At 73.5% G+C, this 15,156-nt stretch carries 13 protein-coding genes; 10 read left to right on the top strand and 3 right to left on the bottom strand.

All coding sequences use genetic code 11. The features are described 5' to 3' along the window. Nucleotides 1-50 precede the first annotated feature (50 nt). On the bottom strand, nucleotides 51-719 hold the full coding sequence (locus tag ACFU74_RS16360) for a response regulator (RefSeq protein WP_380757005.1): 669 nt from the start codon (nucleotides 717-719) through the stop codon (nucleotides 51-53). Further along, nucleotides 716-1,864, bottom strand: coding sequence for a sensor histidine kinase (locus ACFU74_RS16355; protein WP_380757003.1), 1,149 nt, complete (start codon nucleotides 1,862-1,864; stop codon nucleotides 716-718). The genes ACFU74_RS16360 and ACFU74_RS16355 overlap by 4 nt, the downstream gene beginning before the upstream one ends. A gap of 119 nt (nucleotides 1,865-1,983) precedes the next feature. Between ACFU74_RS16355 and ACFU74_RS16350 the strand changes: the two genes are divergently transcribed. The 3 genes from ACFU74_RS16350 (at nucleotide 1,984) to ACFU74_RS16340 (ending at nucleotide 4,143) form a co-directional block, all read left to right on the top strand. Further along, a complete protein-coding gene (locus ACFU74_RS16350) occupies nucleotides 1,984-2,166 on the top strand; it encodes a hypothetical protein (RefSeq protein WP_380757001.1) in 183 nt (60 codons plus the stop codon). Between the two features lie 85 nt (nucleotides 2,167-2,251). Beyond that, nucleotides 2,252-3,154: an ABC transporter ATP-binding protein gene (locus ACFU74_RS16345; RefSeq protein ID WP_380756999.1), complete on the top strand. Its 903-nt coding sequence runs from the start codon at nucleotides 2,252-2,254 to the stop codon at nucleotides 3,152-3,154. Continuing rightward, a complete protein-coding gene (locus tag ACFU74_RS16340) occupies nucleotides 3,151-4,143 on the top strand; it encodes an ABC transporter permease (protein WP_380756997.1) in 993 nt (330 codons plus the stop codon). The genes ACFU74_RS16345 and ACFU74_RS16340 overlap by 4 nt, the downstream gene beginning before the upstream one ends. A gap of 35 nt (nucleotides 4,144-4,178) precedes the next feature. Here the strand turns inward: ACFU74_RS16340 and ACFU74_RS16335 are convergent, their stop codons facing one another. Continuing rightward, the gene (locus tag ACFU74_RS16335) at nucleotides 4,179-6,137 is read right to left on the bottom strand and encodes an ABC transporter ATP-binding protein (protein ID WP_380756995.1); all 1,959 of its coding nucleotides are present in this window, start codon (nucleotides 6,135-6,137) and stop codon (nucleotides 4,179-4,181) included. Nucleotides 6,138-6,785: 648 nt separating this feature from the next. Here ACFU74_RS16335 and ACFU74_RS16330 point away from each other — a divergent pair. From ACFU74_RS16330 to dpgD, 7 genes are all read left to right on the top strand, one after another. After that, nucleotides 6,786-7,586, top strand: coding sequence for an alpha/beta fold hydrolase (locus ACFU74_RS16330; protein WP_380756993.1), 801 nt, complete (start codon nucleotides 6,786-6,788; stop codon nucleotides 7,584-7,586). 29 nt (nucleotides 7,587-7,615) lie between these two features. Then, the gene (gene hppD, locus ACFU74_RS16325; protein ID WP_380756990.1) at nucleotides 7,616-8,629 is read left to right on the top strand and encodes a 4-hydroxyphenylpyruvate dioxygenase; all 1,014 of its coding nucleotides are present in this window, start codon (nucleotides 7,616-7,618) and stop codon (nucleotides 8,627-8,629) included. Next, entirely contained in the window at nucleotides 8,626-11,070 is a 2,445-nt protein-coding gene (locus ACFU74_RS16320) for an aminotransferase class I/II-fold pyridoxal phosphate-dependent enzyme (protein WP_380756988.1), read from the top strand. The genes hppD and ACFU74_RS16320 overlap by 4 nt, the downstream gene beginning before the upstream one ends. An 83-nt stretch (nucleotides 11,071-11,153) precedes the next feature. Beyond that, nucleotides 11,154-12,251 carry a 3,5-dihydroxyphenylacetyl-CoA synthase DpgA gene (dpgA, locus tag ACFU74_RS16315; RefSeq protein WP_380756986.1) on the top strand — a complete coding sequence of 366 codons (1,098 nt, stop codon included), beginning with the start codon at nucleotides 11,154-11,156 and terminating at the stop codon, nucleotides 12,249-12,251. An 11-nt stretch (nucleotides 12,252-12,262) separates the two neighbouring features. Beyond that, entirely contained in the window at nucleotides 12,263-12,922 is a 660-nt protein-coding gene (gene dpgB, locus ACFU74_RS16310; RefSeq protein WP_380756984.1) for an enoyl-CoA-hydratase DpgB, read from the top strand. Next, nucleotides 12,919-14,217 carry a (3,5-dihydroxyphenyl)acetyl-CoA 1,2-dioxygenase DpgC gene (dpgC, locus tag ACFU74_RS16305; RefSeq protein ID WP_380756982.1) on the top strand — a complete coding sequence of 433 codons (1,299 nt, stop codon included), beginning with the start codon at nucleotides 12,919-12,921 and terminating at the stop codon, nucleotides 14,215-14,217. The genes dpgB and dpgC overlap by 4 nt, the downstream gene beginning before the upstream one ends. Continuing rightward, nucleotides 14,207-15,013 carry an enoyl-CoA-hydratase DpgD gene (gene dpgD / locus ACFU74_RS16300; RefSeq protein ID WP_380756980.1) on the top strand — a complete coding sequence of 269 codons (807 nt, stop codon included), beginning with the start codon at nucleotides 14,207-14,209 and terminating at the stop codon, nucleotides 15,011-15,013. The genes dpgC and dpgD overlap by 11 nt, the downstream gene beginning before the upstream one ends. Nucleotides 15,014-15,156 lie beyond the last annotated feature (143 nt).

The following is a 15,156-nucleotide window of genomic DNA, read 5'->3' as shown; positions in this document are numbered from 1 at the left end:
CGCCACCCCCGATGAAACGGGGTGGCGCCCGGCCCGCCGTACGGAAGGGGTCAGCGTGCGGGCCCGGCGCCGTCCATCAGCCGGCTCTCCCAGGCCCAGGCCGCGATCTCCACCCGGTTGCGCACCCGGAGCTTGTTCTGGATGGTCGCCAGATGGCTCTTGACCGTGCTCAGCGAGATGAACAGCGCGGTGGCGATCTCCTGGTTGGTGCGCCCCCGGGCGATGGCCCGGATGACCTCGATCTCCCGCAGCGAGAGCGGCTGGGCGGGCCCGGTCACCTTGCTCTGCCGGGTCGGCGCCAGGTTGCGCAGCAGCCGCAGGGTGATCGACGGGGAGATCAGCGCGTCGCCGGCGCTGGCGGCCCGGACCGCCTCGACCAGCAGGGCCGGTCCGGCGTCCTTCAGCACGAAGCCGACCGCCCCGGCGTGCAGGGCGCCGTGCACGTACTCGTCGAGGTCGAAGGTGGTGACGATGACCACCCGCAGCGGGTCGGCGACATTGGCGCCGGCCAGCGCCCGGGTGACCTCGATGCCGTCCAGCTTGGGCATCCGGATGTCCACCAGGCAGACGTCGGGGCGCAGCCGCCGCGCCAGGTCGACCGCCTCGGCGCCGTCCGCGGCCTCGCCGACCACGGTGATGTCGTCCTGGTCCTCCAGGATGAGCTTCAGGCCGCCGCGGATCATCGCCTGGTCGTCGGCGAGCAGGACGTTGATGGTCAACGCGACTCCTTCACCAGGACCGGCACGGTGGCCAGCACCGACCAGCCGGCGCCGGCCTCCGGGCCGACGGTCAGCGTGCCGCCGAGCGCCTCGACGCGTTCGCGCATGCCGATCAGGCCGAAGCCGCCCTTCTGGAGGTGCCGGGCCCGGCCGTGGCCGGCCGGCACGTCGTTGGTGATGGAGATGGTGACGGCCTCCCGGTCCTGGGCGATGTCGACGACCGCGGAGCGCGCCTGCGAGGCGTGCCGGGCGATGTTGGTCAGGGACTCCTGGACGATCCGGTAGACGGTGGTGTCCACCTCGGGGGGCCAGGGCAACGGCTCCGTGGGCAGCCGGAGTTCGATGTCCGGCCCGTGGCCTTCGAAGCGCTGGACGAGTTCGGGCAGGTGGTCCAGGCCGTGCGGGGCGGGGGAGGTGGTGACCACGTCGTCGGTGTCGCGCAGCAGCCCGACCACCCGGCGCATCGCGGCCAGCGCCTCGGCGCCCGCCCCCTCGATGCCCGCGAGGGTGCCGTCCAGCGTCTCGGGCCGCGAGCGGCCGACGATCCGGGCGGCCTGGGCCTGCACCACGATCCCGGTGATGTGGTGGGCGACCACGTCGTGCAGCTCCCGGGCCAGGATCAGCCGCTCGTCGTGCCGCACGGCCTCCGCGGCGGTGCGGCGGCGGTAGTCCAGGAAGCGCAGCAGCAGGCCGACCCCGAGGGCCAGCACCCAGACCTCGGTGCCCACCCGGAAGGCGGTGCTCGGGCCGTCCTGGGTCAGCCAGCCGGAGACCATCAGCACCAGGCCGCCCGCCGCGATCGAACCGGCCTGCCGGCGGGGGAGCGCCCGGATGGCCGACCCGCCGAGGACCAGCAGCGCGAGGACCGCGCCGGGCCCGGGCTCGCCGGGCAGGTCCGCCAGCCTGGCGATCACGGCGGCGCCGCCCGCGACCACCAGTCCGGCGACGGCCGCCCACGCGCGGTTCCACTCGCGGGCCAGGGCGATCACGCAGACCAGCAGGCCGACGCCGGTGTCGAAGGCCCAGGGCCGGCCCTGGGAGGCGTACTGCGCGGCCATGACGGACAGGACGGCGGCGAACACGGTGCCCAGCGCCGTGTTGACCGCGGCCCGCGGCCCGGCGGCCGATCGAAGTGCGGTAATCACCCTGTGCACGCTACGCGATCGGGTACCGGCGGCCGAACCGGCCGAAAGTAGGAGCGGGTGCGCCCGGACCGTCCTTTCGGCCGGTGCGGGTGCGGGTGCCTGACCAGCAGGCTGAGGTCATGGCTGATCTGACCTCCTCCGCCCCCGCCCTCCTCGCCGTCGCCGCCGAGGCCGAGAAGACCGTGCGCAGTCCGCTGCTGTACGCCTGGTGGGCGCTCAACCTGGTGGTGCTCGTCGCGGTGGTCTACGGGGCCTACTGGGGCGTCAAGAAGTACCGCTCCGGGCGCGCTCCGCGCCGCTGACGCCGCCCGCCCCCGGCCGGGGACCGGTCTCCGGACACCCCCGCACCACGACCACTTCGCGATCCTCGATCGAGGGAAGACCCACATGACACCGGTACTCGAAGCCGTGAAACTCGGCAAGCGATACGGCCGCCACCAGGCGCTGGTCGACTGCGACCTGAACATCCCGCAGGGGCGGGTGATCGGCCTGGTCGGCCCCAACGGCGCCGGCAAGTCGACGCTGCTGAACATGTCCTGCGGACTGATCAAGCCCACCGAGGGCACCATCCGCGTGCTGGGCGCCGAGCCCGCCGCCAACCCGGCCCACCTGGCCAAGGTCGGCTTCGTCGCCCAGGACACGCCGGTGTACGGCGACCTGTCCGTGGCGGACCACCTGCGCCTGGGCGCCCGGCTGAACCCGACCTGGGACGGCGCGCTGGCGCAGCGGCGGATCGCCCAGATCGGCCTCGACCCCAAGCAGAAGGCGGGCCGGCTCTCCGGCGGCCAGCGGGCCCAGCTGGCGCTCACCGTCGCGGCGGCCAAGCGGCCCGAGCTGCTGATCTTCGACGAGCCGGCGGCCGCGCTCGACCCGCTGGCGCGCTCCGGCTTCCTGGACAACCTGATGGAGTTCATCGTCGACCTCGGCGCGAGCGCGATCCTCTCCTCGCACGCGCTGCCCGACGTCGAGCGGGTCTGCGACTACCTGGTGGTCCTGGCCGACCACCGGATCCAGCTGGCCGGCGACGTGTCGGACCTGCTGTCGCGGCACTACCGGATCACCGGCGCCCGCTCCGACTTCGAGCGCTTCCCCGTCGGGGTGGAGCCGATCCGGGTCGAGCACTCGATGCGCGAGAGCACCGCGATCGTCCACGCCAAGGGCGGCCTGCTGTCGGTCGGCCCGTGGAGCGTGGACTCGGTCGACCTCGAAGAGCTCGTCCTCGCCTACATGACCCGTGCGAACGAGGGCACCGCCCGTATCGTTCCGATGCCGACGGAGGCTCACCGATGATCTGGCTGACCTGGCGTCAGTTCCGTGTCCAGGCACTGGTGGGCCTGACCGCGCTGGTCCTGCTCGCGGTCTATCTGGTGATGCTCGGCAGCCAGATCCACGGCGACTACGACGACACCCTCGCGCGCTGCGCGGGCGGGGGCGGCTGCACCAGCCAGCTCGCCACCGTCGCCGACCAGTACGGCGGCCAGGTGGACCTGCTGAGCTACCTGCTGCTGGCCGTTCCCGGCGTCATCGGCGTGTTCTGGGGCGCTCCGCTGGTCGCCCGCGAGCTGGAGGCCGGCACCCACCGGTTCGTCTGGAACCAGAGCGTGACCCGCGGCAAGTGGCTGGCCGTCAAGGTCGGTGTCGTCGGCCTGCTGAGCGTGGCGGTGGTCGGGGTCTACAGCCTGGTGCTGACCTGGGCGTCGGGGCCGGTGAACACCATCCTGAACAACCGCTTCGAGCCGGCGCTCTTCGGCTCGCGCAACCTCGCCCCGCTCGGCTACGCGGCCTTCGCCTTCGCGCTCGGGATGACCTTCGGCCTGCTGATCCGGCACACCGTGCCCGCGATGGGCGCGACCCTGGTGGTCTTCGCGGTGCTCCAGGTCGTCATGCCGTCCGTGGTCCGCCCGCACTACCAGACCCCGGTCAAGACGACGGTGCCGCTCACCGCCCCGCTGATCAGCGGTCTGACGAAGATCGGCACCTACGGGGAGATCGGCGGCCTGCGGGTGCCCGGCGGGCCGTGGGTGGTGGAGACCAGCGAGATCCTGGACTCCTCCGGCAAGGCGGTCGGCCACAGCGACTGGTACCAGGACTGCACCAACAACAAGTCGCTCACCGAGATGCCGGAGTGCCTGGCCAAGGGCAACATCCACGTGGACATCTCCGAGCAGCCGGCCGACCGCTACTGGACCTTCCAGCTGCTGGAGACCCTGATCTTCACGGTCCTCGCGGCCGGGCTGTTCGCCCTCTCCTTCTGGCGGATCCGCAGCCGCCTCAACTGACGGGCAGCGGCCGCGGATCCCTCGGCACCATGGCCTCAGCGGCCGGTCGGCTCCCGACCGGCCGTTACGGCGTTCCGGTCCCCGTCCGCCCCGTCCGCCCCGTCCTGCGCCGGCGCGTCCTCCCGCGGACCGCCCGCCGGGAGGGTGGCCGCGTCGGCCTCGGCCTGCCGGATGAACTGGGCGCGGTAGAGCTGGGCGTAGCGGCCGTCGGCCGCCAGCAGCTCCTCGTGGGTGCCGCGCTCGCGGATCTCGCCGGCCTCGACGAACAGGATCTGGTCCGCCTCCCGGATGGTGGACAGCCGGTGGGCGATCACCAGCGAGGTGCGGTCCGCGAGGGTGGCCTTGAGCGCCCGCTGGATCGCCGCCTCCGACTCCGAGTCCAGGTGCGCGGTGGCCTCGTCGAGCACCACCACCGGCGGGTTCTTCACCAGCAGCCGGGCCAGCGCCAGCCGCTGCTTCTGGCCGCCGGAGAGCCGGTGGCCGTGGTCGCCGACCACGGTGTCCAGGCCGTCCGGCAGCGCCGCGACGGTCTCCCAGATCCGCGCCGTGCGGCAGGCCTCGACCAGTTCCTCCTCGGTGGCCTCCGGCCGGGCGTACGCCAGGTTGGCGCGGATGGTGTCGTGGAACAGGTAGGTCTCCTGGGAGACCACGCCGACGGCCGTCCCGAGCGAGTCCTGGACGAGGTCGCGCACGTCCGTGCCGCCGACCCGGACGGTGCCCTCGGTGGCGTCGTACAGCCGGGGGACCAGCTGGGTGATGGTGCTCTTGCCGGCGCCCGAGGGGCCGACCAGTGCCGTCATCCGGCCCGACTCGACGGTGAAGCTCATGTCCCGCAGCACCCAGGCCTCGGACTCCGACTCCGGGCCGGACAGGGAGGCCGACTCCAGCGAGGCGAGCGAGACCTCCTCGGCGGCCGGGTAGCGGAACGAGACGTTCTCGAACACCACGTCCGGCGACTTCGCCGAGGTGTCCAGCGGACGGGCGTCCGGCTTGTCGGTGATCAGCGGCTTGAGGTCCAGCACCTCGAAGACCCGGTCGAAGCTCACCAGCGCCGTCATGACGGTGATCTGCATGCTGGAGATCTGGTTGATCGGCTGGTAGACCCGGGCGAGCAGGGTGGCCATCGCGACCAGGGTGCCGATCTCGAAGGAGCCGTGGATCGCCAGGGCGCCGCCGAAGCCGTAGACCATCGCGGTCATCAGGGCGGCGAGCAGCGTGGCGATGACGAAGAACAGCCGGCTGATCGTCAGCTGGGTGATGTTCACGTCGCGGACCCGGCCCGCCTCCCGGGCGAACAGCGCGGACTCGTCCTGCCTGCGGCCGTACAGCTTCGTCAGCATCGCTCCGCCGACGTTGAACCGCTCGTTCATCAGCGAGCCGATCTCGGCGTCCAGCTCCATGCCGTGCCGGGCGAGGCGCTGCAGCCGGCGGCCGATCGCCTTCGCGGGCAGGAAGAACAGCGGGATCAGGACCATCGCCACCAGGGTGATCTGCCAGGACAGGTAGAACATCGTGGCGGTGATCAGGACGAGCGACAGCACCGTGGACACCGTCTGGGACAGCAGCGAGCCGACCGCCTGCTGGGTGCCGATCACGTCCGAGTTCAGCCGGCTGACCAGCGAGCCGGTCTGGGCGCGGGAGAAGAACGCCAGCGGCTGGCGCTGCACGTGGTCGAAGACCTCGGTCCGCAGGTCGTAGATCAGGCCCTCGCTGATCCGCGCCGACAGCCAGGTCTGGACGTAGACGGCGACGGCGCTGACCAGGGCCAGCACGGCCACGCCCGCGGCCAGCAGGACGACCACGCGGAGCTTGTCCGGCACGATGCCCTCGTCGATGACCGCCTTGAGGATCAGCGGGCTCCCGGCGGTGATGACCGCGTCGGTGACCGCGGCGATCACCAGGGTCACCAGCGCCCAGCGGCAGTTGCCGGCGTACGGGAGGATCCGCCGCAGCGTGCCCGGTCGCACCCGTTGTTTGGTGACGCGCTTGTCCATGCGCGGTAGAAATGGTCCCGACAGACTCACAGTTGAATGCCTTCCTGATCTGTCCCGCGCGGCACGCGCGTGGTGGACGGCCGGACGGTCGCCGACCGGGGCGACGTTCGTGCGGAGGATGCGGCGCGGCGCGGCGGCGTTCCGACCGGTGACGGCCCCGGCGGCCGTGTCGGGCCTGCTCGGAGCCTGGCCCGATACCTGGTCGGGCGGGTCGAGGCTATGTGCAGGGCGGGATCGGTAACAAGCCACCACCCGAGCCAACTCGGGCCGTCCGGCCTGGAGTTCGTCGGGGCCCGGGCACGGTGCACAGCTGCCGCCGGGGCGGCTCCGGCGGTTATGCTGCTCCGCGCCCTTCCGTCGGCCGTCCGCCCGCCGGACGGCCCGGAGCCCGTTCAACCGCCGCGTCCGCTCGGTTGAACGGACGGCGGACGGCGCCCGCCCCGCCCGCCCCGCACGAAATTCCGGAATTCCCCGTCCGCGGTTCGCCGGGTTCCCGGCCGGTGTGTCCACGGACGGCGTTGAGGACGGAACCCCCGCTGTGTCATGGTCCTCCGGTCCGGAATTCACCGGGCCGGCGACGGGGTGAAGGAACATGCTGGCGAAGAGTCACGACAAGGGCCTTCCGGGAAAGGGCGGGGTGTAACCGACATGCCTTTCGCGGACGCCAACGGCATTCGGATCTCCTATCAGAGCACCGGTACCGGGGAACCCGTTCTGCTCATCATGGGCTCGGCCGCCTCCGGCCGGGTCTGGACGGTGCACCAGACCCCGGCGCTGGTCCGGGCCGGCTACCGGGCGATCACCTTCGACAACCGCGGCGTCCCGCCGACGGACGCGCCGGCCGGGCGCTACGCCCTGGCCGACCTGGTCCAGGACACCAAGGGCCTGATCGAGGCCCTCGGGATCGGGCCGTGCCGGGTGGTCGGGACCTCGCTGGGCGCCATGATCGCCCAGGAACTGGCCCTGACCAGCCCGGAGTCGGTCCGCTGCGCGGTGCTGATCGGCACCAGGGCGCGCACCGACGCGTTCCGCCGGGCGCAGCTGCGGGCGGACCGCGCGCTGCTGGCGGAGGGCGTCTCGGTCCCGCCCGCCCACCGGGCCGCCACGACGGTGCTCCAGATGCTGTCGCCCGCGACCCGGGACAACGACGACGAGGTCGCCCACTGGCTCGACCTGTTCGAGCTGGCCGGCGACGACGGGGTGGCCCCGGGACAGGCCTGGGCCGATCCGGACGGCGACCGGCGCGAGGCCCTGCGGGGCATTTCCGTGCCGTGCCGGGTGATCGCCTTCGACGACGACGTGATCACCCCGCCGCACCTGTGCGCGGAGGTCGCCGAGGCCATTCCGGACTGCGATCTCGTGCGGATTCCGCGGGCCGGCCACATCGGATATCTGGAACGGCCGGACGAGGTCAATTCGGCCGTCATCGAGTTCCTTGACAAAAACTAGCCAATCCGCAGCGTGGGGAGTTCTCTGCCATGGGCGTGCGTGACATCGAGTACGTAGAGCTGTACACGGGCGAGCCGAAGCCCGCTCTGGACTACTTCGTGGAGGCGATGGGCTTCACGCCGGTGGCGGAGTCGGTGGAGCGCGGTACCGACTCCACCGCGCTGCGCTGCGGCGGGGTCCGCATCGTGGTGACCTCCGGGCGGGGCACCGAGGCGTTCCTGGACGCGCACGGCGACGGCATCGCCGATGTCGCGCTGGGCACGGACGACGTCGACGCGACCTACCGGGCGGCGCTGGCCGCCGGGGCGCGGCCGGTCCGGGTCGAGGGCGGCGGACCGGCCGTGGCCGGCTTCGGCGACGTCCGCCACAGCCTGGTGCCCGTCGAGGGCGACCGGTGGCTGCCGGCCGGCCGCGAGTGGAAGGCGCTGGACGCCGCCGCCGGCCGGCCGGAGCGGATCCGCAGCCTGGACCACATAGCCGTCTGCCTGGAGGCCGGGACCCTGGCCGGGACCACCGACTTCTACCTGCAGGCCCTCGGCCTGGAGCGCTACTCCTCGGAGTACGTCGCGTTCGGCGACCAGGCCATGGACTCGATCGTGGTGCGCAGCGCAACCGGCGGTGCGACCTTCACCCTGATCGAGCCCGACCCGGCCAAGCAGGCCGGGCAGATCGACCGGTTCCTGGAGCGCAACAGCGGGCCGGGCGTGCAGCACCTGGCCTTCCTGGTGGACGACATCGTCCCGGCGGTGCACGAGTTCCGGGCCCGGGGCGTGGACTTCCTGAGCACCCCGGCCGCGTACTACGAGATGCTCGCCGAGCGGCTGGGCGACCTGTCCGAGGAGATCGCGGACCTCCAGGCCGCGCACGTGCTGGCCGACCGCGACGAGTGGGGCTACCTGCTGCAGCTGTTCACCCGCTCGCCCTACGAGCGGAACTCGCTCTTCTTCGAGCTGATCCAGCGCCGCGGCTCCCGGGGCTTCGGCAGCGCCAACATCCGCGCGCTGTACGAGGCGGTCGAGCGGGACCGCGTGGTCGCCGAATGAGCACCGAGGTGGGATCCGCCCTGACCCTGGCGGACGTCGAGGAGGCGGCCCGGGGCCGGCTGGACCCGGCGGTGTGGGACTTCATCGCCGGCGGCGCGGGCGAGGAGCGCACCCTGCGCGCCAACGCCGAGGCCTTCCGGAAGGTGCGGCTGCGCCCGCGGGTGCTGGCCGGCGCCGGGCGCCCGGACACCGCCACCCGGATCCTCGGCCGCACCTGGTCGGCGCCGGTGGCGGTCGCCCCGGTCGCCTACCACACCCTCGCCGACCCGGCGGGGGAGACGGCCACCGCGGAGGCGGCCGGCGCGGTCGGCGTCCCCCTGGTGGTCAGCACCTTCGCCGGCCGCAGCTTCGAGGACGTCGCCGCCGTCGCGACGGCGCCGCTGTGGGCGCAGGTCTACTGCTTCCGGGACCGCGAGGAGACCCGGCGGCTGGTGGAGCGGGCCGAGCGGGCCGGGGTGGAGGCGCTGGTCCTCACCGTGGACGCGCCGCACCTGGGCCGCCGCAACCGCGACCTGCGCAACGGATTCCGGCTGCCGGAGGGGATCGTCCCGGCGAACCTCTCCGGCGCCGACTACTCCTCCCCGAGCGGTCACGCCGCCGCCGAGTTCGACCCGGCGCTGGACTGGTCGGTGGTGGCCTGGCTGCGCTCGGTCAGCCGGCTGCCGGTGCTGCTCAAGGGGATCCTGTCCGCCGAGGACGCCCGCCGGGCGGTCGCGGCGGGCGCCGACGGGATCGTGGTCTCCAACCACGGGGGACGCCAACTCGACGGCGTTCCGGCCACGTTGGAGGTGCTGGCCGAGGTCGCCGGGGCGGTCGCCGGGGCCTGCCCGGTGCTGCTCGACGGCGGGGTCCGCCGGGGCACGGACGTGCTGGCCGCGCTGGCGCTGGGCGCCGACGCGGTGCTGCTCGGCCGTCCGGTGCTGTACGGCCTGGCGGCCGGCGGCCGGGAGGGCGCCGAGCGGGTGCTGCGGATCGTCGTCGACGAACTCGTGGACGCGATGGGCCTGGCCGGGATCGGCTCGGTCGCGGAGGCCGGCCCGGCGCTGCTCCGGGACGGCCCGCGGCCCGCGGCGACCGCCGTACCCGAGGCGCTCGGGGCACCCGTCGAGCCCGTCGCGCCGGCCGCCTCGACGGCCCCCGGCGGCGGCCTGGGCATGGCGGACCTGCACCCGAGTCTGAGCGACCCGGTGCTGGACACCATGAACTTCCTCAACGACATCACCCGCCGCTACCCGCGGGCGATCTCCTTCGCGCCGGGGCGGCCGTACGACGAGCACTTCGAGACCGAGCAGATCTTCGACTACCTGCGCCGCTACCTGGACCACCTGGAGGAGCGCGGCTTCACGCCGGAGCAGCGGCGCGAGGCGCTCTTCCAGTACGGCCCGACCCGGGGCCAGATCCGCGAGCTGATCGCCGACTGGCTGCGCGCGGAGGAGGACGTCGACGTCCCGGTGGACTCGATCGTGGTCACCGTCGGCTGCCAGGAGGCGATGGCCCTGGCGCTGCGCGCGCTGATCTCCGGGCCCGAGGACGTCCTGCTGGTGGCCAGCCCCTGCTACGTCGGCATCACCGGCGCGGCGCGGATCCTCGACATCCGGCTGGCCGCGGTCGCCGAGCGCGAGGACGGCTTCGACCCGGCCGAACTGGAGGCCGTGGTGCGCGAGCAGCGGGCCCTGGGCCGCCGGCCGCGGGCCTTCTACGTGGTGCCCGACCACGCCAACCCGTCGGGCAACACGATGTCGCTGGCGAACCGTCACGCACTGCTGGAGCTGGCCGGACGGCTGGACCTGCTGGTGCTGGAGGACAGCCCGTACCGGCTGGTCAGCCCCGGCCGGCAGCTGCCCACCCTGAAGTCGCTGGACCGCGACCGCCGGGTCGTCCAGCTGGGGTCGTTCTCCAAGACGCTGTTCCCCGGCGCCCGGGTCGGCTACGCGGTCGCCGACCAGCCGGTGGCCGGCGCCGGTCTGCTCGCGGACGAGCTGGCCAAGCTCAAGAGCATGATCACGGTGAACACCTCGCCGCTGAGCCAGGCCGCCGCCGCGGGCATGCTGCTGGCCGGCGAGGGACGGCTCACGGAGATCAACGCCGAGGCCGTCGCCCACTACGAGGGCGCCATGCGGGTGACCCTGAAGGCGCTGGACGAGCACCTGCCCGAGCCGCGCCGCTCGGCCCTCGGGGTGCGCTGGAACAAGCCCAGCGGCGGGTTCTTCCTGACGCTGAACGTCCCCTTCCGCGCCGACGACGCCGCGCTGGCGCGCTCGGCCGAGGAGTTCGGCGTGATCTGGACGCCGATGTCGTACTTCTACCCGCTCGGCGGTGGCGAGCACGCCATCCGCCTGTCCACCAGCTACCCGACGCACGCGGAACTGGAGGAGGGCGTGGCCAGGCTGGCCCGCTTCATCGAGTCCGAGTCCGCGTCCGCGCCAGGGTCCGTCTCCTAGCCCCGAACGGAAAGGGTGATCGTCATGGTGAGCCGTGTGCTCCCGCCGCGCAGCAGGCCCCGGATGTGGGGGTGGACGTTCAGGTGACCAGAGGACGCTCCGCCACCGCCACGCAGCACGTCCCGACCACGGCGCGGGTCGCCGGGGTCGGAACGGCCGTCACGAGCACGTCGTACTCCCAGCGCGAACTGCTGGACCGCTTCGGGATCACCGATCCCAAGATCCGCTCGCTGTTCCTGAACAGCGCCATCGAGCGGCGCTTCCTCACCGTGCCGCCGACCGGTCCCGACGGGCTGCCGGTCCCCGAGATCCAGGGCGAACTGCTCGCCAAGCACAAGCGGATCGCCGTCGACATGGGCGCCAGGGCCCTCCAGGAGGCCCTGAAGAACGCCGGGTTGGACCTCTCCCGGATCGACTACCTCTGCTGCGTGACGACCACCGGCTTCCTGACCCCGGGGCTCAGCGCGCTGATCATCCGGGAGCTGGGCGTCGACCCGTCCTGCCACCGGGTGGACGTGGTCGGCATGGGCTGCAACGCCGGGCTGAACGCGCTGAACGCCACCGCCGGCTGGGCGGCCGCCAACCCGGGCAAGGTCGCGGTCATGGTCTGCGCCGAGGCGTGCTCGGCCGCGTACGCGCTGGACTCCACGATGCGCACCGCGGTCGTCAACAGCCTCTTCGGGGACGGCGCCGCGGCGATCGTGGTGACCGCCCCGGAGCCGGGCGAGCCGGAGCCCGAGGGCCCCCGGATCCTGTCCTTCGCCAGCCACCTGATCACCGACGCGATCGGGGCGATGCGCTACGACTGGGACGACGAGCAGAACCGCTTCAGCTTCTTCCTCGACCCGGAGATCCCCTACGTCGTCGGTGCCAACGCCGAACGCGTGGTGGACCGGCTGCTGTCCGGCGCCGGTCTGCGCCGCAGCGACATCGCGCACTGGCTGGTGCACTCCGGCGGCAAGAAGGTCGTCGACGCGGTGCGGGTCAACCTCGGCCTGACGCGGTACGACGTGCGGCACACCACCGGGGTGCTGCGCGACTACGGGAACCTGTCCAGCGGCTCGTTCCTGTTCTCCTACGAGCGGCTGCTCGCGGAGCGGGCCGCCGAGCCCGGTGACCTCGGCGTGTTGATGACGATGGGCCCCGGTTCGACGATCGAGACGGCGCTGGTCCAATGGTGAAGGGGAGAGCGATGGGTGAAACCGGCCTGACTCTGCGGATCGACGGCGCGCTGCCGCCCTCGGCCGAGGCCGTCGCCGCGGTGAACGAGCTGTGCGACCGGGTCGAGGACGGCGCCGGCGGCCCGGTCGTCCTGGAGGTGTCCGGCACCCCGCTCCCGGGGTGGACCGAGGGCCTGGTGGTCGGCCTGGTGGGCAAGTGGGAGCGCGCGCTGCGCCGTCTTGAGCGGCTGCCCGCGGTGACCGTCGCCGTCGCGGCCGGCGAGGTCGGCGGCATCGCCCTGGACGCGCTGCTGGCCGCCGACCACCGGATCGCGGCCGCCTCGGCCCGCCTGGTGCCGCAGACCGCCGACGGCGGCGTCTGGCCCGGCATGGGCCTGTACCGGCTGGCCCGCCGTGGCGAGCACGCGGTGATCCGCCGGGCGCTGCTGTTCGGCACCGCCGTCGAGGCCTCCGAGGCGCTGGCGGCGGGGCTGCTCGACGAGCTGACCGACGACGCCGCGGGCGCCGTCGCGCGGATCGCCGAGCTGACCGCGCCGCTGCCCGGCGCCGACCTGGCGGTGCGCCGGCAGCTGATGCTGGACGCCCTCGCCACCGGCTACGAGGAGGCGCTCGGCGCCCACCTCGCGGCCTGCGACCGCCTGCTGCGCCGTACCGCGGACACCCGGTCATGACCGCGCGGGCGACACCCGTGGCGGGCCCGGCGGCCGCGCGCGAGGTGCGGGAGGACCTGGGTGCCGCCCGCGCCGCGCTCGCCCGGGCGGCCGGCGCGGAGCCGGCCGCCGGGGCCCCGTCCGACGCCCTGCGGGACCTGCGGGCGGCCTTCCTGGACACGCACGTGGAGGCCGTCTACGCGGAGCTGACCGACCGGCACGCCCGCCCGCTGCGGCTGGACGAGCTGTGCCGGGCGGCCGCCGAGGCCTTCCCCGGCCTGCTGCCCACCGAGGAGCAGCTCGCCGCGGACCGCGCGCTGGCCCAGGAGGCCAAGGCCGGGCACGAGATCGACCAGGGCCTGTTCCTCGGCCGGGTGCTCGGCTCCCCGGTGGCGGGCCCGCACCTGCTGGACGCGATGCGCCGGCCGACCGGGCGCGCGCTGGAGCTGCTGGCGGACTTCCGCCGCACCGGCGCGGTGGACCTCGGCACGGTGCGGCTGGAGCGGGCGGACGGCGCGGCGCGGATCACCATGACCCGCGACGACTGCCTGAACGCCGAGGACGACCGCCAGGTCGACGACATGGAGACGGCCGTCGACCTCGCGCTGCTCGACCCCGAGGTGCGGGTCGGGCTGGTGCGCGGGGGAGTGATGAGCCACCACCGCTACCGCGGCCGAAGGGTCTTCAGCGCCGGCATCAACCTGAAGGCGCTGCACGCCGGCGACATCTCGCTGGTCGACTTCCTGCTCCGGCGCGAGACCGGCTACATCCAGAAGCTGGTCCGCGGCCTGGTCCTCGACGACGGCCCGGCCTGGCGCCCGGCCGTCGTCGAGAAGCCGTGGGTCGCGGCGGTGGACGCCTTCGCGATCGGCGGGGGCTGCCAGCTGCTGCTGGCCGTGGACCACGTGATCGCGGAGGAGGACTCCTACGTCAGCCTCCCGGCCGCGCAGGAGGGCATCGTCCCCGGCGTGTCCAACCTGCGGCTGACCCGGGCCACCGGGGCGCGGCTGGCCCGGCAGATCATCCTGGGCGGCCGCCGGCTGCACGCCTCCGAACCGCAGGCGCGCACCCTGCTGGACGAGGTGGTGGCCCCCGAGGCCATGGACGAGGCCGTCGACCGGGCGCTGAAGTCGCTGCAGGGCGACGCCGTGGTGGCCAACCGGCGGATGCTGAACCTGAGCGAGGAGCCGCCGGAGGAGTTCCGCCGGTACCTGGCCGCGTTCGCGCTCCAGCAGGCGCTGCGGCTGTACAGCGAGGACGTGATCGGCAAGGTCGGCCGGTTCACCGCGCGCGGGGGCGGCTCCGGTGGCCGCTGACGACCGGCCGCGGGTCCGGTACGAGAAGCGGGACCGGGTCGCGTACGTGACCCTGGACCGGCCCGAGGTGCTCAACGCGATGGACCGGCGCACCCATGAGGAGCTGGCGGCCGTCTGGGACGACGTGGAGGCCGACGACGAGGTGCTGGTCGTGGTGCTGACCGGCGCCGGCGAGCGGTCCTTCAGCGTCGGCCAGGACCTGCGCGAGCGCGCCCGGATCGACGCCGACGGCGCCGGGGCGACGACCTTCGGCAGCCGCGGCCAGCCCGGCTGGCCCCGGCTGACCGAGCGGTTCGGCCTGGCCAAGCCGCTGGTCGCCCGGGTGAACGGCTACGCGCTGGGCGGCGGCTTCGAACTCGCGCTGGCCTGCGACATCGTGGTCGCCTCCGAGGACGCCGTGTTCGCCCTGCCGGAGGCCAGGCTCGGCCTGGTCCCGGGGGCGGGCGGGGTGTTCCGGCTCGCCCGGCAGCTGCCGCTGAAGACGGCGATGGGCCACCTGCTCACCGGCCGCCGGCTGGACGCGCACACCGCGCTGCGGTTCGGCCTGGTGAACCAGGTGGTCCCCGCCGACCGGCTGGACGACGCGGTCCGCGAGTGGACCGACGACCTGCTGCGGGCGGCCCCGCTGGCGGTGCGGGCGATCAAGGAGGCGGCGCTGCGCTCGCTGGACCTGCCGCTGCCCGAGGCGTTCACCGCCGACTACGTCTGGGAGCGCCGCCGGCGCCTGGGCGCGGACGTCGTCGAGGGCCCGCGGGCATTCGCCGAGAAGCGCGCACCGCAATGGCGGGACCGCTGATCCGGTAATCGCCGGTTCCGGTGCACGTTGATCAATCCGACGGCCCCGTGCCAGAGTGGGCCGGGTTCGTTCAGCACGGAAACCGGGAAACGCCCCGGGCGGTCGGCCGGTAATCGGCGGCAGATTCTTCTCAATTCCGTGTC

Origin of the sequence: Kitasatospora sp. NPDC057500 (assembly GCF_042802195.1) — a bacterium.
GTDB lineage: Bacteria > Actinomycetota > Actinomycetes > Streptomycetales > Streptomycetaceae > Kitasatospora.
The sequence above is the reverse complement of the archived record's forward strand: the minus strand, read 5'-3'. Positions and strand labels throughout refer to the sequence as shown.

What these genes read in the sequence shown, in the direction of transcription:
- ACFU74_RS16350 (WP_380757001.1), top strand. Translation starts at nt 1,984, where the DNA reads ATGGCTGATCTGACCTCCTCCGCCCCCGCCCTCCTCGCCGTCGCCGCC.
- ACFU74_RS16345 (WP_380756999.1), top strand. Translation starts at nt 2,252, where the DNA reads ATGACACCGGTACTCGAAGCCGTGAAACTCGGCAAGCGATACGGCCGC.
- ACFU74_RS16340 (WP_380756997.1), top strand. Translation starts at nt 3,151, where the DNA reads ATGATCTGGCTGACCTGGCGTCAGTTCCGTGTCCAGGCACTGGTGGGC.
- ACFU74_RS16335 (WP_380756995.1), bottom strand. Translation starts at nt 6,137, where the DNA reads ATGGACAAGCGCGTCACCAAACAACGGGTGCGACCGGGCACGCTGCGG.
- ACFU74_RS16330 (WP_380756993.1), top strand. Translation starts at nt 6,786, where the DNA reads ATGCCTTTCGCGGACGCCAACGGCATTCGGATCTCCTATCAGAGCACC.
- hppD (WP_380756990.1), top strand. Translation starts at nt 7,616, where the DNA reads ATGGGCGTGCGTGACATCGAGTACGTAGAGCTGTACACGGGCGAGCCG.
- ACFU74_RS16320 (WP_380756988.1), top strand. Translation starts at nt 8,626, where the DNA reads ATGAGCACCGAGGTGGGATCCGCCCTGACCCTGGCGGACGTCGAGGAG.
- dpgB (WP_380756984.1), top strand. Translation starts at nt 12,263, where the DNA reads ATGGGTGAAACCGGCCTGACTCTGCGGATCGACGGCGCGCTGCCGCCC.
- dpgC (WP_380756982.1), top strand. Translation starts at nt 12,919, where the DNA reads ATGACCGCGCGGGCGACACCCGTGGCGGGCCCGGCGGCCGCGCGCGAG.